At 66.7% G+C, this 25,255-nt stretch carries 20 protein-coding genes; 11 read left to right on the top strand and 9 right to left on the bottom strand.

The window, feature by feature from the left end; translation table 11 throughout:
- Positions 1-46: 46 nt before the first annotated feature.
- Positions 47-1,834: a chloride channel protein gene (locus QX041_RS01290; RefSeq protein ID WP_315826439.1), complete on the bottom strand. Its 1,788-nt coding sequence runs from the start codon at positions 1,832-1,834 to the stop codon at positions 47-49.
- Positions 1,835-2,089: 255 nt separating this feature from the next.
- The gene (locus QX041_RS01285) at positions 2,090-3,322 is read right to left on the bottom strand and encodes an acetyl-CoA C-acetyltransferase (protein ID WP_316164318.1); all 1,233 of its coding nucleotides are present in this window, start codon (positions 3,320-3,322) and stop codon (positions 2,090-2,092) included.
- A gap of 569 nt (positions 3,323-3,891) precedes the next feature.
- On the opposite strand from QX041_RS01285, the gene QX041_RS01280 reads away from it, so the two are divergent.
- From QX041_RS01280 to QX041_RS01250, 7 genes are all read left to right on the top strand, one after another.
- Positions 3,892-4,857 carry an amidohydrolase family protein gene (locus tag QX041_RS01280; protein ID WP_315751965.1) on the top strand — a complete coding sequence of 322 codons (966 nt, stop codon included), beginning with the start codon at positions 3,892-3,894 and terminating at the stop codon, positions 4,855-4,857.
- Positions 4,858-4,902: 45 nt separating this feature from the next.
- The gene (gene dctA, locus QX041_RS01275; protein ID WP_316164317.1) at positions 4,903-6,216 is read left to right on the top strand and encodes a C4-dicarboxylate transporter DctA; all 1,314 of its coding nucleotides are present in this window, start codon (positions 4,903-4,905) and stop codon (positions 6,214-6,216) included.
- A gap of 242 nt (positions 6,217-6,458) precedes the next feature.
- On the top strand, positions 6,459-7,379 hold the full coding sequence (locus tag QX041_RS01270; RefSeq protein WP_316164316.1) for a PepSY-associated TM helix domain-containing protein: 921 nt from the start codon (positions 6,459-6,461) through the stop codon (positions 7,377-7,379).
- 440 nt (positions 7,380-7,819) lie between these two features.
- A complete protein-coding gene (locus QX041_RS01265) occupies positions 7,820-9,307 on the top strand; it encodes an efflux transporter outer membrane subunit (RefSeq protein ID WP_410051854.1) in 1,488 nt (495 codons plus the stop codon).
- Positions 9,307-10,422, top strand: a complete 1,116-nt coding sequence (locus QX041_RS01260; protein ID WP_316164314.1) for an efflux RND transporter periplasmic adaptor subunit — start codon at positions 9,307-9,309, stop codon at positions 10,420-10,422. The genes QX041_RS01265 and QX041_RS01260 overlap by 1 nt, the downstream gene beginning before the upstream one ends.
- Before the next feature lie 33 nt (positions 10,423-10,455).
- Positions 10,456-13,527, top strand: coding sequence for an efflux RND transporter permease subunit (locus QX041_RS01255; protein WP_316164313.1), 3,072 nt, complete (start codon positions 10,456-10,458; stop codon positions 13,525-13,527).
- A 111-nt stretch (positions 13,528-13,638) separates the two neighbouring features.
- On the top strand, positions 13,639-14,328 hold the full coding sequence (locus tag QX041_RS01250) for a PadR family transcriptional regulator (RefSeq protein WP_315715662.1): 690 nt from the start codon (positions 13,639-13,641) through the stop codon (positions 14,326-14,328).
- A gap of 339 nt (positions 14,329-14,667) precedes the next feature.
- On the opposite strand, the gene QX041_RS01245 is transcribed toward QX041_RS01250, so the two are convergent.
- Positions 14,668-15,504, bottom strand: coding sequence for a class III extradiol dioxygenase family protein (locus QX041_RS01245; protein WP_315751971.1), 837 nt, complete (start codon positions 15,502-15,504; stop codon positions 14,668-14,670).
- A 5-nt stretch (positions 15,505-15,509) separates the two neighbouring features.
- Positions 15,510-15,863 carry a protocatechuate 4,5-dioxygenase subunit alpha gene (locus QX041_RS01240; RefSeq protein ID WP_315751972.1) on the bottom strand — a complete coding sequence of 118 codons (354 nt, stop codon included), beginning with the start codon at positions 15,861-15,863 and terminating at the stop codon, positions 15,510-15,512.
- Positions 15,864-15,986: 123 nt separating this feature from the next.
- Between QX041_RS01240 and QX041_RS01235 the strand changes: the two genes are divergently transcribed.
- A complete protein-coding gene (locus QX041_RS01235; RefSeq protein ID WP_315826444.1) occupies positions 15,987-16,919 on the top strand; it encodes a LysR family transcriptional regulator in 933 nt (310 codons plus the stop codon).
- Between the two features lie 24 nt (positions 16,920-16,943).
- On the opposite strand, the gene QX041_RS01230 is transcribed toward QX041_RS01235, so the two are convergent.
- The 3 genes from QX041_RS01230 to QX041_RS01220 all read right to left on the bottom strand — a co-directional run bounded on the left by QX041_RS01230 (position 16,944) and on the right by QX041_RS01220 (position 19,395).
- Positions 16,944-17,330, bottom strand: a complete 387-nt coding sequence (locus tag QX041_RS01230; RefSeq protein ID WP_315715658.1) for a VOC family protein — start codon at positions 17,328-17,330, stop codon at positions 16,944-16,946.
- A gap of 75 nt (positions 17,331-17,405) precedes the next feature.
- Entirely contained in the window at positions 17,406-18,683 is a 1,278-nt protein-coding gene (locus QX041_RS01225) for an NAD(P)/FAD-dependent oxidoreductase (RefSeq protein WP_315826445.1), read from the bottom strand.
- Positions 18,676-19,395, bottom strand: coding sequence for a RibD family protein (locus QX041_RS01220; RefSeq protein WP_315826446.1), 720 nt, complete (start codon positions 19,393-19,395; stop codon positions 18,676-18,678). The genes QX041_RS01225 and QX041_RS01220 overlap by 8 nt, the downstream gene beginning before the upstream one ends.
- 165 nt (positions 19,396-19,560) lie before the next feature.
- On the opposite strand from QX041_RS01220, the gene QX041_RS01215 reads away from it, so the two are divergent.
- A complete protein-coding gene (locus QX041_RS01215; protein WP_315826447.1) occupies positions 19,561-21,087 on the top strand; it encodes an alpha/beta hydrolase in 1,527 nt (508 codons plus the stop codon).
- 132 nt (positions 21,088-21,219) lie between these two features.
- Positions 21,220-21,573 carry a DUF2200 domain-containing protein gene (locus QX041_RS01210; protein WP_316164312.1) on the top strand — a complete coding sequence of 118 codons (354 nt, stop codon included), beginning with the start codon at positions 21,220-21,222 and terminating at the stop codon, positions 21,571-21,573.
- Between the two features lie 24 nt (positions 21,574-21,597).
- Here QX041_RS01210 and QX041_RS01205 read toward each other — a convergent pair whose 3' ends face one another.
- Entirely contained in the window at positions 21,598-22,515 is a 918-nt protein-coding gene (locus QX041_RS01205; protein WP_316164311.1) for a PaaI family thioesterase, read from the bottom strand.
- A 261-nt stretch (positions 22,516-22,776) separates the two neighbouring features.
- Between QX041_RS01205 and QX041_RS01200 the strand changes: the two genes are divergently transcribed.
- Positions 22,777-23,445, top strand: coding sequence for a hypothetical protein (locus QX041_RS01200; protein ID WP_316164310.1), 669 nt, complete (start codon positions 22,777-22,779; stop codon positions 23,443-23,445).
- Between the two features lie 56 nt (positions 23,446-23,501).
- Here the strand turns inward: QX041_RS01200 and QX041_RS01195 are convergent, their stop codons facing one another.
- Positions 23,502-25,049 (bottom strand): L,D-transpeptidase, encoded by a 1,548-nt coding sequence (locus QX041_RS01195; protein WP_316164309.1) that lies wholly within the window; start codon positions 25,047-25,049, stop codon positions 23,502-23,504.
- Positions 25,050-25,255 lie beyond the last annotated feature (206 nt).

Here is a 25,255-nt window from a genome sequence, read left to right as displayed (position 1 = left end):
CCCCGGTCGAGGACCGGCGATCACGTGTCGCGGCGACGGGACGCGATCACGACAGCGCCCCGAGCACGCCGCGCGTCGCCTGGTCGATCTCCTCGACATAGCGGCGGCGCGCGAAGGACTCGGTCAGGAAGCCGATCACCTTGCGGCTGTTCTCCGATTCCAGCACCGCCAGCTCTTCGGCGCCGGAATCGTCGAAGATCTTCATCGCCGTCTTGACGTTCATTTCGGGCAACAGCGCGACGTCGAAATATTTGGCGAGCTCGACCACCTGGATCTCGTCGGCGATGGAGTCCAATTCGCCCGAGAACAGATCGGGCAAGGAGACCAGCCCGCAATAATCGTCGCTGTTGTTCACCACCACCACGGCCTGGCGCGTGCCCAGCGCGAACTCGCGCCGGCAGGCCGCGATGCTGGTCGTGGTCGGCACCTTGGCGACGTCGGAGCGCATCAGCCGCTCGACCGTGAGGTTGCGCAGCCAGCCGACGTCATTGGCGCTGCGGATGGTCTCGCCGCGCAGATGCAGGCGCCAGGTCGAGAACGAGTGGCCGAACAGGACGCGGACGCACACCGACGTCACGATGCAAGCGCCCAGCACGACGGCCGTGACGTCGACGCTGCGGGTCATCTCCAGCACCAGGAACGACATCGTCAGCGGCCCGCCGACGATGGCGACACCGAGCGTCGCCATGCCCGTGAGCATCGCCACCAGCGGGTCGATCGCGAGCCCGAGGCCGGCCAGCGCGAGCAGTCCCGCAAACAGCTTGCCGAGCAGGCTGCCGACGAACAGCGAGGCGAAGAACAGACCGCCGCGGAAGCCCGAGGCCAGCGAGATCAGGCAGGCGGCGAGCTTGAGCACGATGATGGTGGCGATCATGCCGACCGCCATCTCGCGATGCAGGTCGAGCAGCATTGCGCCGTGGCCTGCCGCCAGCACCTGCGGCGTCACGATCGCCATGGCGCCGACACAGACCCCGCCGATCACCGGGCGCAGCCACACCGGAATGCGGACGAACAGCCGCTCGACCGCCGGCGAGGCACGCATCACCACGATGCCGATGCCGGCGACGAGGAGCGCCAGCACGAACAGCGCGATGTATTGCTCGAAGCCGACCGCGCCGACCTTGGCGACCTCCAGCGAATACGGCGCGCCGGCGAGATATTGCGAGGTCAGCGCACCCGCCAGCGAGGCCGCCAGGATCGGCGCCGCGCTGCCGACGGAGTAGACGCCGACGATCAGCTCATAGGCATAGAACGCCCCCGTGATCGGCGCGCCGAAAGCGGCCGCAATGGCGGCGGCCGCACCGCAGCCGAGGATGAGGCGCATATCGTTGCGGCGGAGCGTGAGATACTGCCCAAGCAGCGAGGCGACGCCGGCACCGATCTGGGTGTAGCCGGCCTCGAGCCCGACCGACGCGCCGGAGCCGTTGGAGACCAGGGTCTGGCCGCTCACCACGATGCTGTCGCGCATCGACAGCCGTCCGCCGCGCAGCGCATTGGCCTCGACAGGGTCGACCGCGGCCGCAATCTTCCAGCGCCGCCGCAGCCATTCCATGATGCCGAGCGCAAGGCCGCCGCAGGCGGGCGCGATCAGGGCGACGGCCGGGTTGACCGAGGTATGAGCGCTGAGCCGGACATCGATCGGAATGCCGTAGATGACCACATGCGCGACCTGCGCGATCAGGCTCATCACCGTCACGATCGCACCCGTCGCAACGCCGATCACCAGCGCCAGCGGTATCAGGTAGAACTCGTTGCTGCGCAGCAGGGCCCGCAGCCGCGTGACCACCCGGTTCGAAGCCTTGCGATCGATGATATGCGACAGCGTCGACAGCACGGAGAGCCATTTCTTCTACGATGAGGCCTCGCCGTGGCAATAACCTGTCGCAACTAGCGGAACAAGCGCGAATTCCTGTCCGATCGAAACGTGGTTGACTGGTCCGGAAAGTGGAACCGCCGCGGCTCGCGCGATCCTGCGCCTCAACTGCGCGGCACCGCCGAGGTCACAAGCGGCCCAGGTGCAAAACGACGGCGCCCATCACGGGAGACTCCGCAACGGGCGCGCGCAACTCAAATCGAGGAGATGTCCCGTTCAGACCCGCTCGATGATGATCGCGGGTGCCATGCCACCGGCCGCGCACATCGTGACCAGGCCGCGCTTGAGATCGCGCCGCTCGAGCTCGTCGAGCAGCGTCCCGATCAGGATGGAACCGGTGGCGCCGATCGGATGTCCCAGCGCGATCGAGCCGCCGTTCACATTGACCTTGGCGCGGTCGAGCTCGAGGTCGCGGATATACTTCTCGGCGACGACGGCGAACGCCTCGTTGATCTCGAACAGGTCGATGTCATCAAGCTTGAGCCCGGCCTTGGCCAGCACCTTGCGCGTCGCCGGCACCGGGGCGTTCAGCATCAGGGTCGGGTCGTCGCCCATATTGGCCATCGCCACGACGCGTGCCCGCGGCTTCAGGCCATGGGCCTTGGCATAGGACGGCGACGCCAGCAGGATCGCCGCCGCACCGTCGACCACGCCCGAGGAGTTGCCGGCGTGATGCACGAATTCGATCTCGAGGCCGGGATAGCGCTGCAGGATCAGGTTGCGATACGTCGTGCCCTTCTCGTCCAGCGCGTAGTCGGCGATCGCCGGAAACGCCGGCTTCAGCCCGGCCAGCGCCTCGGCCGTGGTCTGCGGCCGGGGGTATTCCTCGTGGTCGAGCGCGAGGCTGCCGTCCTCGCGATGCACCGGCACCAGGCTCTTCTTGAAATGGCCGGCAGCGATCGCAGCCGCCGCGCGCTTCTGGCTCTCCAGCCCGAGCGCGTCGACGTCGGCGCGGGTGATGCCTTCCATGGTGGCGATGGCGTCGGCGCAGACGCCCTGGTGCGACTGCGGATGCAGCGCGCGCAGATGCAGGTTGCCGGCATCCATCATCAGCGGCCCCTCGCCGCGCCGACCGTCCATCGACATCATCTCGCAGCCGCCGGCGATGACGAGGTCCTCCTGCCCGGCCATGATCGAGGCCGCGGCGATGTTGACGCTGGTGATGCCGGAACCGCAGAAGCGATCGAGTGTGACGCCGGAGGCACGGATGTCGTAGCCGGCATCGAGCGCCGACATGCGGCCGAGGTCTCCGCTCTGCGGCCCGCGCTGCGACGAGCAGCCCCAGATGATGTCATCGACATCGCCGGTATTGATGCCGGTGCGGTCGGCCAGCGCACGCAGCACGGTGGCGCCGAGATGCTGCGGGTGCAGCCCGGCGAGCGCGCCCTTGCCGGCCTTGCCAATACCGCGCGGCGTTCTGCAGGCATCGATGATGAGCGCGTCGACCATGGTGTTTCCTTTGCCCGATGTTGTTGTGCGCTGACCGCGCGCGGCGTCTCGGCGGCCGCACGCCTCTCTTTGCTGTCGCATAGCATTGCGCATGCGGTCGTCACAACGGCGCTTGAAGCTGCCGGCGCATGACCAGAACGCACGCCATGGCTTTGACACAACTCACCTTTCCGTCGCACGAACAATTCCGCGGATCGGCGCGCTCGGGCTGCCTTCTCGCAGACTGGTTGAAGAGCAGCCCATCTCGCCCAGGCGCGCTGCAACGCAGCTCGAACGGAGGGTCTCGGCAACGTTGGCAGTTGGACTGCAGAGCATTGTCCAACCAAGCGAACTGACCGTTCACCCAATGCTTCTTGTCATGCTGCAGAGGCTGCAAGATCCTCGATCAGGAACAACTGGGATCACAGCGATCCGCCGGCTCCGGAGCCGGAGCCCCCATGATCACGACGCCACGTTGAGAGGTCGCCCGACCTCTCCATCGTGGTGTGACGATAGCAAACACGAACGATGCCGGAGCCTGGCGGGCAGCGCCTGCCTGTGACCGCGGCCATCCCGAGGAGGACGCTCTGATGTTGAGACGAGACCTGCTGGCCACCATGGCCGGACTGGGAGCGGCGAGCGTGCTCGGAGGCCCTGCCCTCTCCGCCGACGAGGCCAAGATCCCCAGCATCGCCGGCCCGGATCCGGCACCGAAGACCCCGAGCTTCAGGGCGCCACCGGGCAGCGTCGATACCCACACCCACATCTTCGGGCCGGCCGCGACCTATCCATTCTCGCCCACCCGCCCCTACACGCCGCCGGACGCATCGCTGGAGATGTTCCGGGCGCTGCACGCCAAGATCGGCGTCGAGCGCGCCGTCATCGTCAACGCCACCGTCCACGGCACCGACAATCGGGTCGTGACCGATGCGATCGCGCAGAGCAACGGCAACTACAAGGGCGTCGCCAACATCAACGCGGCGATGTCCGATGCCGACCTCGCGGCGCTCGGCAAGGCCGGCATTTGCGCCTGCCGGTTCGCCTTCCTCCGCCGCCTCGGCGGCGTCGGCGACATGAACGTCTTCCGCACCCTGGTGGACCGCGTCGCGGCGATCGGCTGGCACGTCGACGTTTATCTCGAGGCCGGGACGATCCAGGAATTCGTGCCGATCCTGAAGGCGCTGCCGGTCACCTATGTGATCGACCACATGGGCACGATCAGCGCTGCCAAGGGGATCGACGATGCCGGGTTCAAGGCGCTGCTCGACCTGCAGGCGAGCGACGACAAGTGCTGGATCAAGATCACCGGTCCCGAGCGCGCTTCGGCCTCCGGCCCCCCGTTCCACGACGCGGTCCCGTTCGCCCGCAAGCTGATCGACAACGCGCCGGATCGCGTCATCTGGGGCACCGACTGGCCGCATCCGAACGTCAAGATCATGCCCAATGACGGCGATCTGGTCGATCTGATCCCACTCTACGCCCCGGATCCGGCCATGCAGCGAAAGCTGCTTGTCAGCAATCCCGAACGGCTGTTCAAGTTCGAGCCCAAGAGCTGAGTCACCGCCAGCTGCGAATTCGCCCGTTCAGCGACAGGACCGATCATGACCGCCACGACCCTCACCGCCGACAGCAAGGCAGGCGCCCGCCGCGGCTGGTGGAAGGAGCTTTGGGTCCAGGTCATGATCGCGATGGCAGCGGGCATCCTGCTCGGCGCCGTCAAGCCGGATCTGGGCGCCCAGATGCAGCCGCTCGGCGATGCCTTCATCAAGGCGATCCGGATGCTGATCGCGCCGATCATCTTCTGCACCGTGGTCAACGGCATCGCCCACATGGCCGACATGGCCAAGGTCGGCCGCGTCGCGATCAAGGCGCTGATCTATTTCGAGGCGATCACGACGCTGGCGCTGATCATCGGCTTGACCGCGGTGAACCTGTTTCAGCCCGGCGTCGGCATGAACGTCGACCCGGCGACGATCAACTCCGCGACGATCGAGCCCTATGTCAAGCAGACCGCTGCGGTCGGCTTCGTGCCGTTCCTGCTCAACATCATTCCGCAGACCTTCGTTGGCGCCTTTGCCGAGGGCAATATCCTGCAGGTGCTGTTCATCTCGGTCATGTGCGGCTTTGCACTGATCTGGCTCGGCGACCGCGCCAAGCCGGTGACGGACGTGATCGATGTCGCCGGCCGGATGATCTTCGGTGTCGTTCGGATCGTGATGTGGGCAGCGCCGCTGGGCGCATTCGGCGCCATCGCCTTCACCGTCGGCAAGTTCGGCCTGGGCTCGCTGGCGAAGCTCGGCCTGCTGCTCGGCAGCTTCTATCTCACCTGCCTGATCTTCATCGCCGCCGTGCTCGGTCCGATTGCCGCCTTCACCGGCTTCAGCCTGTGGAAGCTGATCCGCTACATCAGGGACGAGGTGCTGGTCTGCATCGCCACCACGTCATCGGAGACCGTGCTGCCGCGCATGCTGGCGAAACTCGAAGCCGCTGGCTGCGAACGCAGCATCGTCGGTCTCGTCATCCCCACCGGCTATTCGTTCAATCTCGACGGCACCTGCCTCTACCTCGCGACCGCCGCGGTGTTTCTGGCGCAGGCGACCAACACGCATCTCGACATCAGCCACCAGATCGGGCTGCTGCTGATCCTGCTGGTGACGTCGAAGGGCGCGGCCGGCATCGCGGGCGCCGCCTTCGTCGTGCTGGCCGCCACGCTCGCCGCGACCGGTACGATTCCGGTCGCCAGCGTCGCGCTGGTGCTCGGCATCCATCGCCTGATGTCGCAGGGGCTGACGCCGACCAACCTGATAGGCAATGCAGTCGCCACCATCGTCATCGCGAAGTGGGAGAACGGCTTGGACGCGACATGCCTGCGCGAGGTGCTCGATGGCCGCAAGACGGCATCTGATACAAATTGACATCATCCCAGCAGTCCTGAAACGACCTCTGCCGCATTGATGCCGATCAAACGGCGCATGACCTAAAATTAATAGTTATCTCCTTCGTCTCGCTGCTGCGCTCAGCTAATGAAGCGCGGCGGACGACAGGTTGATATCCCGGCGTCGTCCAGCGAGAACGATCAGAAACGTTCACGGAGCAGACGCCTGCGGACAACGGTCCCGCATGATACCGCGTGCGAGACGATCAATCGGAGACGATCATGAACAAGCAGCTTCTGCTCAAACTTCACCGTTGGATCAGCCTCGTCTTTGCGCTGCCATTGCTTGCCATCATCGTGACCGGGCTGATCCTCTCCTTCGAGCCGATGGCGCAGGTCGCCGCCGTCAAGCCGCAAAGCGTCGATCCGGCGCGCGTGGTCGCGCTGATCAAGCAATACGATCCCGACGGCAAGGCACGCGGTCTGTCGATCGACGCCTCCACGCAGCATCTGACCTTGCAGGGGGCGCCGGGCGCCGAGGTCGACATGACAACCGGTGCCGCCGTCGAAAAGCTGGCGATGCCCAGCGTCTTCTCGTGGGCGCGCAGGACCCACGAGCATCTGATCGGAATCCCCGGCCTCACCCTGATCTCGACCATCGCCATGATCAGCATCATGATCATCGGCATTCTGATGGGACTGCCGCGGCTGCGCAACACGCTGTCCGGCTGGCACAAGGGCACGGCCTGGTTCACGCTGCCGCTGATTTTGCTCAGCCCGCTCACTGGACTCTGCCTCGAGCTCGGCCTGACCTTCGCAGGCGGGACTCCTCCTGCCGCAGCCAAGCGCGTCTCGCTGCCTGACGCCGTCAGCATCGTCGCCAAGGACCACGACCTGTCGTCGGTGAACTCGATCGGCAATCGCGGCGGACGGATGATGGCGCGCATCATCGAGGGCGATGAGCTCAGGGCCTATGCCGTCACGTCCGACGGGCTCTCCGCGTTGCCGCGCAACTGGCCGCGCCTGCTGCATGAAGGCAACTGGTCTCTGATCGGCAGCGCGGCCAACGTTCTGATCTCGGTCGCGCTGTTCGCGCTGCTGGTCACTGGCCTGCTGATCTGGACGCAACGCCGGCTGCGGCGCCCGAGCCGCGTGCGCGACGTGCCGGCGAAGCCGGTGGTCGCATCCTCGATGCCATCCTGACCAGCGCTACGTTGCAGACGCCGGCTCGCACCGCGGGCCGGCTTCCAGCGCGATCTGCACGCGCTGCTTCGCTCGGGCCTGCCCTGGACAATGTGGGCGCGACGGCGCTTTTTCGATCATTGTGAGAAACGACGTAGCTGCCCGCCACCGCGGGAAGGGCAGCGGCGCGTTCTCGGCGTTCGTCTCGGAGCTGTCATGCCCGCGTCCCGATGCAGACGAGCGCCGGCGCCACGCAGCGGTGCGCGAGACGTGAAGCTGTGAGCAAGCTCGCTTTGTCATCAACGTGACTTGACTAGGCCGGAACCGCCACGCATCGTCGGCGACAGAAAACGAAACGGTTTAGTTTTATGTCCGATGATGTCAAAATGTTTCATGCCTGTTTGGGGCTGGTCCCGAGATGCAGCGCGCTGCCCTTGCGGCTCGGCCTCCTCGGCTGCAGCATGCTGCTCGCGTCCTGCGCCGTCGGTCCGGACTTCATGTCTCCCGACGCGCCGGCCGCAACCGGTTATGTGGCCGAACGTCGGCTCGCCGCGACCGCCAGCGCCTCGACACCGGGCGGCAATGTGCAGAGCTTCGCGCCCGGAGGCGATCTGCCCGGCACTTGGTGGGCGCTGTTTCATTCCCGGCAGATCAACGCCTTCGTCGAGGAGGCGATTCGCAACCACCCGGACATCGAAGCCGCACAATTGGCGCTGCGTGCTGCGCGCGAGAACGCGCTATCGCAGCAGGGCGCGCTGTTTCCGCAGCTGAGCGCGAGCGGCTCGGCCGAGCGTACGCAGGCCTCCAGCACGCAGCAGGGACAATGGCCTGGTCAGACCTCGCTGTACACGCTCTATGGCACGTCGGTGAGCGTCAGCTACGCGCTCGACCTATGGGGCGGCACGCGTCGCCAGGTGGAGGCGCTGCAGGCGCAGGCCGACTACCAGGCCTTCAAGATGGAAGCGACGTATCTGTCGCTGACCGCCAATGTCGTCACCGCCGCGATCAGCGACGCCTCGTTGCGCGATCAGATTGCCGCGACCGAGGAGATCATCAAGGCGGAGACCGACCAGCTTGGCCGGATCCAACACCAGTTTGACGTCGGCGCCATCTCCAAATCCGACGTGCTGGCGCAGGAAGCAACGCTGGCGCAGGCCAAGGCGACCTTGGCGCCGCTGCAGAAGCAACTCGCACAGCAGCGCAATCAACTGATGGCCTATCTCGGCCGGCTGCCGAGCCAGGATCGCGGCGAGCATGTGACCCTCGCGGAGCTGCGGCTGCCGCGCAAACTGCCGATGTCACTGCCCTCCTCGCTCGTCCGGCAGCGTCCCGACATCCGGCAGGCCGAGGCCACGCTGCACCAGGCCACAGCGACGGTCGGCGTCGGCGTCGCCAATCTGCTGCCGCAGGTGACGCTGTCGGGCAGCTACGGCGCAAGCGGACCGGGCCGGCTGTTCTCGCCGACGACCATCGTGTGGGATGCGGCCTCGAGCGTCAGCCAGAAGCTGCTCGACGGCGGCACGCTGTATCACACCAAGGAGGCGGACGTCGCCACCTTCGAGCAGGATCTGTCGCTCTACAAGAGCACCGTCATCACGGCGTTCCAGAATGTCGCGGATTCGCTGCGCGCCATCCAGTACGACGCCGAGGCGCTGAAGGCCCAGGCCGCCGCCGAGAAGGCCACCGCCGACAGTCTCGCCATGGCGGTCGAGCAGTTCAGGAGCGGCGCGGTGCCCTACGCCAACGTCATCAACGCGCAGCAATCCTATCTCAACGCACGCGTCTCCCGCATCAAGTCGCAGGCCACGCGCTTCAGCGACACCGCGGCGCTGTTCCAGGCGCTCGGCGGCGGCTGGTGGAATCGCCAGGACGAGACCCCGGCGGCGCTGCCCCGCGCCAATCCCGGCTACTTCGCCGGTCCCAATCGTACGACCCAGGAAGCAATGTAATGAAGAAACGCATGACGATCATGCTGGCCGCCATGGCGGTGCTGTTCGGCGGCCTCTACGGCTTTCAGACATTCAAGGGCATCATGATCGCCAAGGCGATCGGCGCCATGGCCAACCCGCCGCAGACGATCTCGACGGTCGTTGCGGCGACCGCACCATGGCGCTCCAACCTCACCGCGGTCGGCTCGCTGCGCGCCGTCAACGGCGCCGATCTGGCGCTGCAGGCCGCAGGCATCGTGCAGGGCATCCAGTTCAATTCGGGCGACACCGTCGAAGCCGGCCAGCAATTGCTGCAGCTGGTCGCGACCGATGACGTCGCCAAGCTGCAGTCGCTGCAGGCGACTGCCGAGAACTATGCCATCGTCGTCAAGCGTGACGAGGAGCAGATCAAGTTCAACGCGGTCAGCCAGGCCACGCTCGACAGCGATCGCGCCAACCTGAAGAACGCGCAGGCCCTGGTGACGCAGCAGAAGGCGATCGTCGAGCAGAAGACCCTGAAGGCGCCGTTCGCCGGCCGGCTCGGCATCCGCGCCGTCGATCTCGGGCAGTATCTCGGCGCCGGCACCACCATTGTCACCCTGCAGAGCCTCGATCCGATCTTCGTCGATTTCTATCTGCCGCAGCAGTCGCTCGCCGACATTCGGATCGGCCAGGACGTCGGAATCGCCGTCGACGCCTATCCCGGCGAACGCTTCACCGGTCAGATCTCCGCGATCAACGCCAAGGTCGATTCGACGAGCCGCAACGTCCAGATTCGCGCCACCCTGCACAACGATGCGACGCGGTTGCTGCCGGGCATGTTCGCCAAGGTCGAGATCGCGACCGGCAAGCCCGAACAGCTCGTCACGCTGCCGCTGACAGCGATCGTCAGCAATCCCTATGGCGATCTTGTCTACGTGGTCGACGATCTGAAGGACGGCGAGGGCAAGGCGCGGCAGACGTTCGTGAAGAGCAAGCCGGCCAAGGGCGACCGGATCGCGATCACCGACGGCATCAAGCCGGGCGAGACGGTGGTGATCGCGGGACAGATCAAGCTGCGCAACGGCAGCCCGGTGAGAATCGACAATTCGCACGTGCCGGTCGCGGAAGCCGCGCCGGATGTCGTCGACCAATAATCCGGCCAGCCCGTACCCATCAGAGTCATCACCATGCGTTTCACAGACATCTTCATCCGCCGGCCGGTGCTGGCGCTCGTGGTCAGCGCCCTTATTCTCGTGCTCGGCCTGCGTTCGATGACGACGCTCGCCATCCTGCAATATCCGCGCACGCAGAACGCCATCGTCACGGTGAGCACGGCCTATGCCGGCGCCGATAGCGACATCATCGCCGGCTTCATCACCACGCCGCTGGAAAATGCGATCGCCCAGGCCAACGGCATCGACTACATGACGTCGACCAGCGTCACCGGCAGCAGCACCATCACCGTGAACCTGCGGCTCAACTACGATTCCGGCAAGGCGATGACCGAGATCAACGCCAAGGTGAACTCGGTGCTGAACCAGCTGCCGACAGGCACGCAGCAGCCGACCCTGACCTTGAAGGTCGGGCAGACCATCGACTCGATGTATATCGGCTTCGCCAGCGACGTGCTGGCGCCGAACCAGATCACCGACTACCTCACCCGCGTGGTACAGCCGAAGCTGCAGGCGGTCTCCGGGGTGCAGACCGCCGAACTGCTCGGCGCCAAGAAATTCGCGCTGCGCGCCTGGCTCGACCCCGACAAGCTTGCGGCCTATGGCCTGACGGCAACCGACGTGTCGACGGCACTGTCGGGCAACGACTACATCTCCGGGCTCGGTACCACCAAGGGCCGCCTCGTGCAGGTCGATCTCGCCGCCGCGACCAACCTGCATTCGCTGGAGCAATACCGCAATCTCGTCGTCAAGCAGGTCAATGGCGCCATCATCCGCCTGCGCGATGTCGCCAATGTCACGCTCGGCAATGACGACTACGACAGCGCGACGCGCTTCAACGGCAAGACCGCGGTCTACATCGGCATCCAGGTGGCGCCAACGGCGAACCTGCTCGACGTCATCAACGGCGTGAAGGTCGTTTATCCGGAGCTGCAGCGACAGCTGCCGAACGGCATCACCAGCGAGATCCTGTACGACTCCACCGATTTCGTGAACTCGTCCATCGACGAGGTGATCCATACGCTGGTGGAGGCGATCGGGATCGTAATTGTCGTCGTCTTCATGTTCCTGGGATCGTGGCGCTCGGTGCTGATCCCGGTGATCGCCATTCCGCTGTCGCTGATCGGCACCTTCGGCCTGATGCTGCTGATGGGCTTCTCCATCAACCTGCTGACCTTGCTGGCGCTGGTGCTCGCGATCGGCCTGGTCGTCGACGACGCCATCATCGTCGTCGAGAGCGTGCACCGCCTGATCGACGAGGGTGTGCCGCCGGTCGAGGCTGCCATCCAGTCGGCGCGCGCGCTGGCGAGCCCGATCATCGCGATGACCGTGGTGCTGATCGCGGTCTACGTGCCCGTCGGCTTCCAGGGCGGCCTCACCGGCGCCCTGTTCACCGAATTCGCCTTCACGCTCGCCGGCGCCGTCACCGTCTCGGCGGTGATCGCGCTGACGCTTTCGCCGATGAACTGCGCCTGGCTGCTGCGCCGGACCGAGCGCGACGCCACCACGGTCGAGGCGCGGCTGGTGCGTGCGATCGACCACGTGCTCGAACGGCTCGCACAGGGCTATCGCCGCGGGCTCGAAAGCGTGTTCGCGACCAAGCCGGTGGTCGTGGTGTTCGCGCTGCTGCTGCTGGCGATGATCCCCTGGCTCTATGTCAGCTCCACCAGCGAGCTCGCGCCGGACGAGGACCAGGGCATCGTGCTGTCGCTGACGAATTCCGCGCCCTCGGCCACGCTCGAGCAGCGCCAGTTCTACGGCCAGCAACTGTACGGCCTGATTGCCCAGCGGCGGGAGACGCGCACCGTGTTCCAGATCGACACCTCGACGCAGGTGATCGGCGGCTGGGTGCTCAAGCCCTGGGATCAGCGCAAGGCGACGACCAGCACCTTGCAGCCGGAATTCCAACAGCTCCTGAACGGCATCGCCGGCGCGCGTTCCGTCGCGTTCCAGCCCTCGCCCCTGCCGGGCAGCAACGGCCTGCCGGTCCAGTTCGTGATCGGCACCACCGGCGCATTCGGCGAGCTCAACGACGTGTCGCGCGATTTCATGGCCAAGGCGCTGGCGAGCGGCCGCTTCATCTTCCTCGACAGCGACCTGAAGATCGACAAGCCGCAGACCACCGTGGTGTTCGACCGCGACAAGGCTGCCGATCTCGGCCTCAAGATGAGCGATCTCGGCGGCGCGCTCGCGACCATGCTGGGCGGCAATTATCTCGACTATTTCAGCCTGGAGGGCCGCTCCTACAAGGTGATCCCCCAGGTCCGGCAGAACGACCGCCTCACCGACAGTCAGTTGCTCGACTATTCGATCCGCACCAGCGGCAATGCCATGGTGCCGCTGTCGACCGTGGCCCGGCTCGAGCACAAGACAATCCCTGAGTCGCTCAATCACTTCCAGCAGATCAACGCGGCGACCATCTCCGGCGTGGCGATGCCGGGTATCGCGATGGGCGACGCGCTCGCCACCTTGAAGGAGATCGCGAAGTCGCTGCCATCGGGTTACTCGATCGACTATGGCGGCGCGTCGCGACAGCTCGAGCAGGAATCCGGCGGCTTCGTCACCACCTTCGTGTTCGCGCTGATCATCATCTTCCTGGCGCTCGCCGCCTTGTTCAACAGCTTCGTCGATCCGATCATCATCCTCGTGTCGGTGCCGATGTCGCTGGCGGGCGCGCTGATCTTCATCAGCCTCGGCGTCGGCGGCGCCAGCATCAACATCTACACCCAGGTCGGCTTGGTCACCCTGATGGGCCTCGTCAGCAAGCACGGCATCCTGATGGTCGAGGTCGCGAACGAGCTGCGCGAACAGGGCAAGGACCGCACCGAGGCGATCATCGCGGCGGCCACCGTCCGCCTGCGGCCGATCCTGATGACCACGGCGGCGATGGTGCTCGGCGTGATCCCGCTGATCACCGCGAGCGGCGCCGGCGCGGTGTCCCGCTTCAACATGGGGCTCGTGATCGCGACCGGACTCGCGATCGGCACCCTGTTCACGCTGTTCGTGGTCCCCGTCGCCTATGCGCTGATTGCGCATCGCGGCACGGCGCACGAGGTCGCGGGTCGCGTGACCGAGGCAATCCCATAAATCGCGTGAAATCAACGCGTTATTTGCAGATTCGGAAACCTGCATCGGTCACGGTTGACAAACGAAACCTATAAACGATATATCGTTCGCACGAAACGGAGATCATATCGTATGAGACATCATCATTGGACGTTTGGCCCCTCCCGCAGAGACGACGACAACCAAGAGCGCGGCTGGGGACATCGCGGACGTCATGGACGGCGTGGCTTCGACGAAGCCTGCGAGGAGATGCGCATGGGCGGGCGCGGCGGCGGGTTCGGCCCGCGGGCGGCCGGCCTGTTCGAGCGTGGCCGCCGCGGCGGTCGCGAGGAGTTCGGGCGTGGCGGCGGCGGCCGCTTCTTCGGTCCCGGCGATCTGCGCAGCCTGCTGCTGTGGCTGATCGGTGAGAAGCCGCGCCATGGCTATGAGCTGATCAAGGCGGTCGAACAGTTGGTCGGCGGGGCGTACTCGCCGAGCCCGGGCTCGGTCTATCCGATCCTCAATCTGCTCGAGGACATGGGCCAGATCGAAGCGGCATCGGCCGAGGGCGGCAAGAAGCTGTTCGCGATCACCGACGCCGGCCGTCAGGCACTGAAAGAGGATGAAGCCGCCATCGATGGCCTGCTGAGCCGGCTGCGCATCATGGCCCGCACCATGGGCGGCATGCGCCCGCCGGAGCCGGTGCTGCAGAGCGTGCAGACGCTAAAGATGGCGCTCAAGATGCACCGGCAGGGCTGGAGCGACGCGGAAGCGAAGCGTGTCAGCGACATCCTCACCCGCGCCATCGCCGATATCCAGGGCGACGAGGGCACCGCGAGCTGACATCAACATCAGCCAGGAGCGGAGCCGTGGCAGCCGGAATTGATATCCGTGTTCGCGCCGCCCAGACGCTGCGTTCCCTCTCAACCGTTCTTCACGGCGAGAGGGTCGGGGTAAGGGCAACCGCACGGAAGTCGGTCGAAGGGAGCCACTGACAGCCACATCCCTCGATAGCATCCGCGGTATGGGTCCGGCGTTCGCCGGGACGACAGCAGTGGTGGGGCGCGGCCTATCCAAGCCCACCCGTGTCGTCCCGGCCTTGAGCCGAGACCCATACCGCGTGATCGTCGTTGGCAGACGACTCTCAGTCGTCGCCTTCCGAAAAAGACTCTCGCAGGGGCCCTACACCGGCTCCAGCACCATCAGTCCCGTCGCCGTGTTGGAGATCGGGATATGATAGTTGGCGTGCTCCTTGCGGACCTTCTCCGGCAGCGTGCCGCGCGCCACCATCCAGTTCAGCAATTCGACGCCCTGGGTGCCCGACAGCTCGACCAGCTCGGTGGTCGAATACTTCGTCGCCCAGGCGGGATCGTCGACCATGCTGGCCATGAACTTCTCGTCGAAATCCTTGTTGATGAAGCCGGCGCGCTCGCCGTCGAGCTGATGCGACAGGCCGCCGGTGCCCATCACGACGACGCGCTCGTCCTTCGGCCAGGATTGAATCGCCCGCGCCAGCGCCTGGCCGAGCTTGTAGCATCGCGCGGCCGACGGCAGCGGCGCCTGCACCGTGTTGACGACCACGGGCACCACCCGCACCGGCCATTTCTGATCGGGCCAGCACAGCGCCATCGGCAGCGTGAAGGCGTGATCGACCACCATCTCCTGGCAGGTGGTGAGGTCGAAATCCTCCTTCACCAGATGCTCGATCAAATGCCAGGACAATTCGCTGTCACCCTTGAACGGCGCGGTCTGCGGAATGCCCCAGCCCTCGTCGGCATTGCTGTAGCTGTCGGCCGCGCCGACCGCGAAGGTCGGCATCTTGTCGAGGAAGAAGTTGAGGCCATGGTCGTTATAGACGAGCACGACCACATCCGGTTTGACCTTGGCGAGCCACTCGCGGACATGCGGGAAGCCGTCGAAGAACGGTTTCCAATACGGATCCTGCTGCAGGCCCTTGGCGATCGCGCCGCCAATGGCCGGAACGTGCGAGGTGGTGATGCAACCGACGATCTTTGCCATGACGATTACCCCCTCGCCGCCAGAAGCTTGGCCTTGAACTGCTCTTTCGTCAGCCCGGTCTGCTGCGCGCCGATGTCCTGCATGTCGAGCCCGAAGATGCCGGCGAACTTGGCGAGGTAGTAGGCGTTGCCGCCGGCCTCGATCAGCTCCAGCACGTTGCGGTTCCTGATCGCCGCGCGCTGCTGTGCATTGAGGCCATATTTGGCGCAATAGCCGTCCTCGTCGGCGACGAACGCCTTGCGGTTGGCGGCATCGTTGAACGAGTAGCACATCTTGTTGAGGGCGTAGCCTTTGCGGGCCTGCTCGCCGTCGAAGATGGTGGTGCCGGGCACGGGCTGCCGGGCTGACGTGGTGGACATCTGAGCCTCCCCTGGGCGTGTTTCGGACGGCCGCGCTTGATCTGGATCAAACGCGGCGCCGTTCGTGCCCGCCAATATCGCCGACAGACACCGTCAATAAAGGCCGCGCGACCGATCTGATCCATGAGCCAATTCGATCATTTGGACCTCGACGGCCACCTGCTGCAGCTCCTGCTCGCCGTCATCGAGGAAGGCTCGGTCACCCGCGCGGCGCAGCGGCTCGGAGTCACGCAGTCGGCCGTCAGCCATCTGCTCGACAAGCTGCGCGCGATCACCGGAGATCCGCTGTTCGTGAAGTCCGGCCGCGGCATCGTGCCGACTGCGCATGCGCAGCTCCTGGCGCTGCGCGCCCGCGCGCTGCTCGACGATCTCCGGAGCTTCTCGCACACCGCTGCGTTCGAGCCGGCGAAAATCTCCGCGCAGGTGACGATCGCGGCCAATGATCTGCAGCGCGACCTGCTGCTGCCGTCGCTGCTGCGCTATGCCCGCGCGCAGGCGCCGGGCCTCAGCCTGCGCGTGATCCCTTCCGGCGCACCGACGCCGGAAATGCTGCGCGAGGAGCACTGTCAGCTCATCATCACGCCGCGACCGCCCGAGGGCAGCGACATCCTGCAGAAGCGGCTGTTCGAGGACAGCTATCGCGTGTTCTACGATGCGAGCCAGCGCGAGCCGCCGCAGAGCCTGGAGGACTATCTCGCCAGCGACCATGTCACGGTACTGTACGAGCCGCGGCGCCGGCTCGACATCGACGAGGTCCTGGCCGAGCGCGGCCTCGTCAGGCGGTTCGCGGCGCAGGTGCCGGGCTTCGGCGGCATCGGCCCGTTCCTGCGCGGCAGCCGCATGATCGCGACCCTGCCGAGCCTGCTGCGCGCCTACATGCTGCGCGGCCTGGCGGTGGCGCCGGTGCCGGTCCCCTGCCCGGCGATGCCGATGTACATGGTCTGGCACCTGCGCCACCACGAAGATCCGATGCACCGCTGGCTGCGCCAGCAGCTTGAGATCGTGGTCGCGCCGAGCTTGGCCGCGGCCGCCGAGCACATGCCGGTGATGGCCTGACTCATCCCGAGGGGTGAGCGGCCCTCACGCCGGCGCGTGGCACACCGCCTCGATGTTGTTGCCGTCGGCGTCGCGCACGAACGCGCCGTAATAGTTCTCGTGATAATGCGGCCGCAGTCCAGGCGCGCCGTTGTCCATTCCGCCTGCGGCGATCGCCGCTTGATAGAACGCATCGACCGTGGCGCGATCCTTGGCGTGGAACGCGACATGCGTCGAGGTCGCGGCCGTCCCGCCGGTGCCGATCCAGAAATCCGGACGGCCGTCGCCGAAGCCGGCGTGATCACCATGGCCGCCGGTCTGCGCGTCGGTGATCTCCATCATCAGGACATAGCCGAGCGGCGCCAGGGCGGCCGCATAGAACGCCTTGGCGCGGGCGAAGTCGGAGACAGGGAAGCCGACGTGGTCGAGCATGGTGATCCTCTCCATGGTGACCGGCGAATGCTAGCGCCGTGGGCGCACGGGCGCAACGTGTCGAACACGGCTCGATCACATCGCAAGGATGCGCCGCGCCGTTTGTTGCCCACTCGCCAGCGCCGCCTCGACCGTTCCCATGTCGCGTCCGCGATACAGCGCTTCGCCGGAGATCAGCACCCGTCCGCCATCCCGACGCGAAAGCGTATCCTGCGCCTCGTGGGATGTCAGCGTCGCATAGGAATAGGCTCCGCGCGCGAACGGATCCTTCGCCCAATCCGTGACATGCGACGCGACGAGCTGCTGCTTCAGCAAGCCCGCCGGCTGTACGAAGACGTCTGCGAGCGCCGAAAGCCCGTTTTCGATCAGCGCGGCCTCGTCGCACGCGGCGAAGGCGCCGGCCGGCGGCCCGGCGAGCCAGCCGGTCAGCACCGCGTCATCGTTCGGATGCTGCGTCCACCACACCGGCACGTCGGCATCGGACAGCACGAACAGCATGTCGGAAAGGTCCTCGGTCCGGGCCTCTCGCCACCAGCGACGCTCGAAGCGAAGCAGCAGCTTGATGACGTTGCCGAAGCCGATGGTTTCGGCTGCGGCCAATTGCGGGCGCATGGCCGGCGGCAGCGCGATGGTTCGCAGCAGCGGCAGCGGCACGGTCAGGATGACGAGATCACCGCGCTGCGCACGGCCGTCAGCCAAGCGCACGACGACACCATCATCGGAGCTCTCCACCGCACGGGCCACCGCCTCGAGCAGCATCGCCACGCCATGCGCCCGGCAGTCCGCCAGGAGATGATCGAGCAGCGCCGCGTAGCCGCCGACGATGCGCGCCTGAGCGCCGCGGTCGCCGCCCATCCATTCGTCGCGCAGCGCGAACACGCTGGCACGACCGGGATCGGCCGCGTCATAGCCCTGCACCATCCCCAAGACCGACTTGCGCAGGGCGGCAAACTCCGCGCCGGCGAAATGCCGATCGAGCAGCGCCGTCACGGTCATATCCTCGTCGAGCTGCCGCGCCACGCGGTGCAACTGGCGCATCTGCCGTTCAGCGGGATCCTCGCGCGAGAACGCGCCATCCGTCACGTACCAGCGCGCGCCATCGACCGGCGTCGAGGTGAGCCCCGCCTCGGCCATCAGCGCGTGGGTGACGGGCGCCTCGCCATGGATGAATTCCGCACCGGCATCCGCGCGATATCCGAACCTGCTCGCAGGCAGCGGATGGATGCGCCCGCCGCAGCGGTCGCGCGCCTCCAGCAGTGTCACCTGCTGGCCTGCGCGGGCCAGTTCGCGCGCCGCCATCAGGCCCGCGGCACCGGCCCCGACGATGATGATGTGCATTCGCCGCTCAGCCATGACTTGCCTGGGCCGGCAAGGCCGAGCCGTTGGTGATCTTGTAGCGCAGCCACAGCGCGCCGCCCTCCAGCGCCGTGCTGCTTTCGAGCGTCATGGCCGTGATCGGGGCACGCTCGCCGGACTCGGCTTCCGTCGAATCGAACACGCTCGGCGCCCCCTTGGCGCCATCCACCGCCGGACACAGAACGAGGTTGAACTCGTCGACCAGGCCCGCGCGAAGGAACGCGCCGTTGGCGCCGCCGCCGCCTTCGAGCAGCAGGCGCTTCACGCCGAGCTCCTGCGCGACGATCTCGAGCACGCGCGAAAGATCGAGCTTCGCCTGGCCGGCGAAGACGTAGGAGACGCCCTCGCCGCGCAGTCCCGAAAGATGCGCATCCGACACGGCCTCGGTCAGCACGACGACGATCGGATCGCCGCCGATGTCGGAGCGACCCCAGCAGATCTTGCCATGGGGATCGAGCACGATGCCGTAGGCCTTGGCATCGCGGCGCGCGATCCAATGGGTGCGCGGGAATTTCTCCGTCGTCTCGGCCGGATAGGCCGAGCCCTTGGCGAATTCCTGGCCGGTGACGCGGCCGATCAGCCAGGCGTCGCCGCCGAGCCGGTCATGCACCTGCTCGAACAAATCGCCCGATCCCTTCGGACGCCAGCGGCTCGGCAGGGTCCGGCCGTCGACGCTCGACGCCATCAGGCAGATGACTTCCGGTTTCATGCATCCTCCTTGTCGCCGCTGAACGGGGGTCACCGAATATCGCTCCGGCGGCGTTGTCAACGAAGCGGCGTGCGTTTCGTTCGATTGCGCCGGTGCCGCTCGCCTGCGCCGTCGCTGTTACCGCACCAATTCCTGCGCTAGTTTCGGCTGCAAACGGAGCCGATCATGGACGCTGCGCCGCGCAGACGAGACGCCATCGGTTTGCGCGGGGCAGCCCTGCTGGCTGCAGCGCTTGCCGGCCTCGCGCTCTGCGTCGCCGGGATCTGGCGCCTCGAAGCCGAGCGCGCGGGCATCACGATCGCCCCGCTGCAGGCAGGCACCACCCCCATCACCGTCTATCGGCGCGACGACGCGGCTGCGTCGCCCGTGGTCGTCATTGCCCACGGCTTTGCGGGCTCACGCCAGTTCATGGAGGCCTATGCGCTGACATTGGCGCGCGCGGGCTATGTCGCGGTCTCGTTCGACTTCGAGGGGCATGGCCGCAATCCGACGCCGATGTCGGGCGACGTCACGCGCGTCGACGGCACGACGAAGAAGCTGATGAGCCAGATCGGCCGCGTCACCGACGCCGCGCTGTCCCTGCCGGGGAACGACGGCCAGGTCGCCCTGCTCGGACACTCGATGGCTTCCGACATCATCGTCCGCCAGGCGCTGGCCGATCCGCGTATCAGGGCGACGGTGGCGATCTCGATGTTTTCCGAGGCCGTCACGGCGAGCGCGCCGCGCAATCTGCTGATCATCACAGGCGAATGGGAGGCGGCCCTGCGCCGGGATGCGCTGCGCAACCTCCGGCTCGCCGATCCCGCCGCGCGCGAGGGCGACACCGTGGGCGATCCCGCCGCAAATGGCGGACGCCGCGCCGTCGTCGCGCCCGGAGTTGAACACGTCAGCGTGCTGTATTCGACGACCGCACTGCGCGAGGCGCGCGACTGGCTCGATCGGGCGTTCGGCCGCGCCAGCAGCGGCCCGGTCGCTTCGACTGGCGGTGCGATCGCGCTGCTGCTCGCCGGCATCGTGCTGCTGGCGTGGCCCTTGGCCGAGCTGCTGCCGAAGGGTGATGCGCCGCCGCCGACAATTCCGCTGCGCAGTCTTGCGATCGCCACGCTGGTGCCGGCGGTGACGACACCGATCGTCCTGAGGTTCGTCGAGACTCGCTTCCTGCCCGTTCTGATCGCCGACTACCTCGCCGTACATCTCTTCGTGTACGGCACGCTGTCGCTCATACTGCTACGCGCGCAGGGCGTTCACTTCGGCCGCGTGGCCTGGCTCGCGGCGCTGGCGCTGGCCGCCTACGGCATCTGCGGCTTCGGTGGCGCGCTCGACCGCTACGTCGCCTCGTTCATGCCGATCGCGGCGCGCCTGCCGATCATCGCAGCGATCGCAATGGGCGCGGTGCCCTACATGCTGGCGGACTGCATCGCCAACAGGGGCGGCCACGCCGCGCTGTGGCGCACCGTGTGGATCCGCACCGCCTTCCTGGCCTCGTTGGGCGGGGCAGTCGCGCTCGACCTCAAGCGGCTGTTCTTCCTGCTCATCATCATCCCCGTGATCGTGCTGTTCTTCATCGTGTTCGGACTGATCGGCGGCTGTGTCGGCCGCAGGACCTGCTCGCCGATGGCCGAAGGCCTCGGTCTCGGCCTGATCCTGGCGTGGTCGCTCGGGGTGTCGTTTCCGATGTTCCTGCCGGGCTAGCGTCCGTTTCCGGCATGTGCGAACGAACGTGCTGTCCGACGATCCGAAACACGGACATGAAGCACGCGCTTTTGCCGCGCCGTCGCCCCTCGCAGACCCGACATGCCTCGCCGCCGATCCGATGGAGTCAGCATGGCCAAACACCGCATCTACACGACGAGCTTCGCGAGCGTGTACCGATTGTACGTCGCGAAGGCCGAGAAGAAGGGACGCACCAAGGCAGAGGTCGATCAGGTGATCTGCTGGCTGACGGGCTATGGCCAAAGCGAGCTTGAGATCCGGTTGGAGCGTCAGACGGACTTCGAGACCTTCTTCGCACAGGCGCCAGCGATGAATCCGGCGCGGACCCTGATCAAGGGCATGGTCTGCAGCGTCCGCGTGGAGGATGTCGAGGAACCGACGATGCGGGAGATCCGCTACCTGGACAAGCTGGTCGATGAGCTGGCGCGGGGAAAGGCAATGGACAAGATCCTGCGCAAGGCCTGATCGTGTCTCGCGACCCGGTCTCCCTCAATCCTGCTCCTGCCCTGGCGCGGGTCGTAGCATGAAATGGCCGAAGGCGGTGGCGATCGGCTTCGTCGCATCGTCCTGCCAGGCGCGGGCCTCGAAGGCGACGACGCGGCGTCCCTGCTTGACGATCGACGCCGATGCGACGGTGTCGAGCGCGCGGCCCGACCTCAGATAGTTGATGGTGAGGCCGACCGGCTTCGGCGGCGCCGTGGCGCCGAGTTCGCGCATCACGGTGACGATCGCTGCGGTCTCGAGAAACGCACCGGTCATGCCGCCATGGATCGCAGGCAGCACGGGATTGCCGATGATCCGGCGCGAGAACGGCATCACCAGCGTGTCGTTCTCGGCAAAGCGGATGCCGAGGCAGCGCGCGAACGGACTGGTGGGAAACGGCCCCGCCGGATCGTCCGGGGCGTCGAGCGGCGGTGGCACGCCGTCGAAGGCCGCCCGGTCGGTCAGCATGTTGGTGCGGTTGGCGCCAATCATGAAGCAGGCGGTCGCGGTGGCGACCGGTGCGGTCTCCTCCTCCTGATAGGCGGTGGCGCGCACGAACGCGATCGAGCGCGTGACGCGGAAGCAGACCGCATGGGCCTTGATGTCGAGACCGGGGGTCGCCGGCTTCTGATAGTCGATGCGCAGATCGAGCGTGGCGATCGCCCGGCTGCCGTCGAGCGCAAGCTGCACCGCCATGCCGCAGCTCTCGTCGAGCATCGCGGTGACGACGCCGCCATGGATCACCCCGGTCTCGCTGTCGCCGACGAACACGGGACGATAAGGCAGGGTCGACCAGGCTTCGCCGGGCGCGAAGCGATCCATCCTGAGCCCGCTGATATGGCCATAGACCGAGCGGCGCTGCCCGATGGCCTCGGCGAGCACGTCAAATGCCGGCGGTGCGGCGGTGGGCGGAATGTCGGACATGCGCGATTTAGATCACGATCCCGAAGACGCACGAAGCCTTTTCCGACGGATCCGATTTGCATGCCAGCGATCCGGGCCGGATCATCGCCGTCCCTGCATCGGCACTCCTGAGCGCCGCCGGTCATGCTCACAACTCGAGGCTGCGAGAGCCCATTCCCGCAAAACTACGTGGATGAAATGTTCCGCCGGAGCCGCGCGCTTAGAACATTGGCAACCTTAATATGATCATAATTGTCTCCATCAAATCCCGGAGACCCGTCGATGCGCAGATCCACCAAGACGCCGGACGCCCCGCCGAGCAGCGGCACGGCCTCTCTACGAATTGTCCTGAGCCTGGCGCTCGTAGCCAGCGCCGGTGCGATGTGGTGGAGCAGCGGCGGCGCCAACAGCTTCTCCTTCGGCACCGGAGCGCCTTCGCTCGAGAGCCGCGTCGCCACGCTGACCTCGGAGCTGGCGCAGCTCAAGGCCGAGACCGCCCAGCTGCGCGACCGCCAGAGCGACACCTCCGGCGAGCTTCTGCAATTGCGCGCCAGCCTCACCACGGCCGAAACGGGCCTGGCCGTCTTGCGCACCGCCGCCGACGAGACCGAGGCGCGCCGCCGCGATACGGCCGACAAGATCGAATCCGATCTCGCGCTGCTGAAGCGCCAGACGATCCGCCTCCGCGGCGCCCAGGAAGATGCGGCAACCGAGCTGAGCGGGCTGCGCACCGCGGCCGCGAACAGCGACATGACCATCGAGCAGCTCCGGACCTCCACCGGCGAGATGCGTCAGCAGTTGACGCGCATCGAGACCGCTCGCGAGGCGACCAGCTCGATCTCCCGCAGGCCTCACCGTGTCAGGCGCGTGGCGCGCGCGACCGAGGCGCAGCACGAGCCGCAGCCTTTCTTGATGCAGTGGCCCGGCATCATCCCCGCAGGTCGCAACTGATTTGAAGGGCCATCCGGCCTGACCCGCGAATCGCGGTCAGGCATCAGCCCGGCTGGTCACCACCAGCCCGGCTGCACCGGCCGGTAGTAGGTCGGAGGCGGACCGCGGCGGCGCGGCGCCGCGACGGGCTGGCCATCCCAGCTGCGCTGGAAGAAGCTGCCGAAGCCGTCGTCATATTCGTCCCCGCTGGCGACGACGTCGACATTGGTCGTCGGCCGGCGCGTGATGAAGCCGCCCTGCGGCTGGTTGCTCAGCACCGCGACGAACTCAGTCCGATAATTGGTCTCGCTCGACAGCGGCTCGTCCGAGACGATGATCGAGGAGCGCGGCACGGCCGTCGGCGCGATCCGGTCGAGCACGTCCTTCGGAATGGTGATGCGGTCGAGCGCGTCCTTGGCGGTGTCGCCGTCGTCGATGGTCACCGCCGTCCAGCGCAGCTCCGCGCCGTTCTGCGCCACCGCGGTGAACACATGCGTTCCGATCGGCCGGTCGGGATCGCGGATGGTCACCGGCGCCTCGATCGAGGTGTCGAACACCTCGCCGCCGCCATCGGGGGCCGGCTTGTGCGTGTTGCGCCTGACATAGAGCATCTGCGTCGAACGGCTGATATAGACCGAGACCGGCTCGGTCGCGAGCCTGGCGTCCGTCGCAGCCTTGCTCGCATCGGCCTTCCTGGCCGCCGCCGCCTTGGCGGCATCCTTGGTCGAGGTCGCCGCAGCGAGCTTCGCGGTCGCGTCCGACTTCGCGGCCTCGAGCTGCGCTGCCGCGTCGGTCGCCTTGGCGGCGGCCTTCTGCTTCGCATCCTCGGCCAGCGTCCTGGCCTGATCGGTCTTGGCGGCGGCCAGCTTCCTGTCGGTGAATTTGAGCTCGGCCTCGGCGCGCGCCTTGGCCTGCTCCAGCTTGCGCAAGGACGCCTTCAGAGCCTTGGCCTCGCGATCGGCCGCGGCAGCCGCCGCCTTGGCCTCGTCGGCGCTCCTGGCGGCGTCCTCGGCCTCGCGGCCGAGCGTCGCGGCCCGCGAGGGCACCGCGGCGAGCGCCTGCGCATTCGGCGCGAACAGGGCGGGATGGGAGAACTCGACGGGCGCCGGGTCACCCGGCGCGATGATCACCCGCATGCCGATCCAGGTCCGGTCGAACAGCTTCTCGGCAAAGCCGTAGGGCATGCGGACGCAGCCATGCGAGGCGGCATAGCCGGGCAGCGGCCCGCCATGCAGCGCCACCCCGTTCCAGGTGATGCGCTGCATGTTCGGCATCCAGGCATCGTCGTAAAGAGTCGAGTGGTGGTCCTTGTCCTTCTCGATGATGGCGAACACGCCGGCCGGCGTCTCGCGGCCGGAGACGCCGGTCGACACCGGTGCGCGCCATATCCAGCCATCGGCGTCGTAGAACGTCACCTTCTGGGTCTTGATCGACACGATCGCCATGATCGGATCGCCATGCGCACGCGGCGCCGTCGCCTCGATCACCGGCGCCGGACGTGCCTGTCGCGCGCGGGCCTCGGAACCTTGCAGAGCCAGCACGGTGGCGGCCGCGACAGTCATCAGGACCGCTCCCCGACGCCGCATCGCTGCAAGGTTCTGAGCCGCCGTGGATCGTGTCACCATGCCCTATCCCAATTCGTTATTGCTGTTCCGCCGGCGCGATCGGCGCAGGACGATCTATACGCTCGATCATGTCTTGGGGTGAAGTGAGGCGAAGGCGCGTCCTCATGTCATCGGGCCCCCCTCGCCGCAATTGGGGCAGGATCGGGCAACGAATCGGACTCAAGGCGCGCCCTTCCGTCGCAAGCTCCCCCGAAGGCCCGCATTCC

Source organism: Bradyrhizobium sp. SZCCHNRI2009 (assembly GCF_032485115.1).
Lineage (GTDB): Bacteria > Pseudomonadota > Alphaproteobacteria > Rhizobiales > Xanthobacteraceae > Bradyrhizobium.
This window is presented reverse-complemented; position numbering and strand designations above follow the sequence as displayed.

Bases quoted from the DNA above. Each gene is read 5' to 3' on its own strand.
- QX041_RS01285 (WP_316164318.1), bottom strand. From the start codon at position 3,322: ATGGTCGACGCGCTCATCATCGATGCCTGCAGAACGCCGCGCGGTATT.
- QX041_RS01280 (WP_315751965.1), top strand. From the start codon at position 3,892: ATGTTGAGACGAGACCTGCTGGCCACCATGGCCGGACTGGGAGCGGCG.
- dctA (WP_316164317.1), top strand. From the start codon at position 4,903: ATGACCGCCACGACCCTCACCGCCGACAGCAAGGCAGGCGCCCGCCGC.
- QX041_RS01270 (WP_316164316.1), top strand. From the start codon at position 6,459: ATGAACAAGCAGCTTCTGCTCAAACTTCACCGTTGGATCAGCCTCGTC.
- QX041_RS01265 (WP_410051854.1), top strand. From the start codon at position 7,820: ATGCTGCTCGCGTCCTGCGCCGTCGGTCCGGACTTCATGTCTCCCGAC.
- QX041_RS01260 (WP_316164314.1), top strand. From the start codon at position 9,307: ATGAAGAAACGCATGACGATCATGCTGGCCGCCATGGCGGTGCTGTTC.
- QX041_RS01255 (WP_316164313.1), top strand. From the start codon at position 10,456: ATGCGTTTCACAGACATCTTCATCCGCCGGCCGGTGCTGGCGCTCGTG.
- QX041_RS01250 (WP_315715662.1), top strand. From the start codon at position 13,639: ATGAGACATCATCATTGGACGTTTGGCCCCTCCCGCAGAGACGACGAC.
- QX041_RS01245 (WP_315751971.1), bottom strand. From the start codon at position 15,504: ATGGCAAAGATCGTCGGTTGCATCACCACCTCGCACGTTCCGGCCATT.
- QX041_RS01240 (WP_315751972.1), bottom strand. From the start codon at position 15,863: ATGTCCACCACGTCAGCCCGGCAGCCCGTGCCCGGCACCACCATCTTC.
- QX041_RS01235 (WP_315826444.1), top strand. From the start codon at position 15,987: ATGAGCCAATTCGATCATTTGGACCTCGACGGCCACCTGCTGCAGCTC.
- QX041_RS01230 (WP_315715658.1), bottom strand. From the start codon at position 17,330: ATGCTCGACCACGTCGGCTTCCCTGTCTCCGACTTCGCCCGCGCCAAG.
- QX041_RS01225 (WP_315826445.1), bottom strand. From the start codon at position 18,683: ATGGCTGAGCGGCGAATGCACATCATCATCGTCGGGGCCGGTGCCGCG.
- QX041_RS01220 (WP_315826446.1), bottom strand. From the start codon at position 19,395: ATGAAACCGGAAGTCATCTGCCTGATGGCGTCGAGCGTCGACGGCCGG.
- QX041_RS01215 (WP_315826447.1), top strand. From the start codon at position 19,561: ATGGACGCTGCGCCGCGCAGACGAGACGCCATCGGTTTGCGCGGGGCA.
- QX041_RS01210 (WP_316164312.1), top strand. From the start codon at position 21,220: ATGGCCAAACACCGCATCTACACGACGAGCTTCGCGAGCGTGTACCGA.
- QX041_RS01205 (WP_316164311.1), bottom strand. From the start codon at position 22,515: ATGTCCGACATTCCGCCCACCGCCGCACCGCCGGCATTTGACGTGCTC.
- QX041_RS01200 (WP_316164310.1), top strand. From the start codon at position 22,777: ATGCGCAGATCCACCAAGACGCCGGACGCCCCGCCGAGCAGCGGCACG.
- QX041_RS01195 (WP_316164309.1), bottom strand. From the start codon at position 25,049: ATGGTGACACGATCCACGGCGGCTCAGAACCTTGCAGCGATGCGGCGT.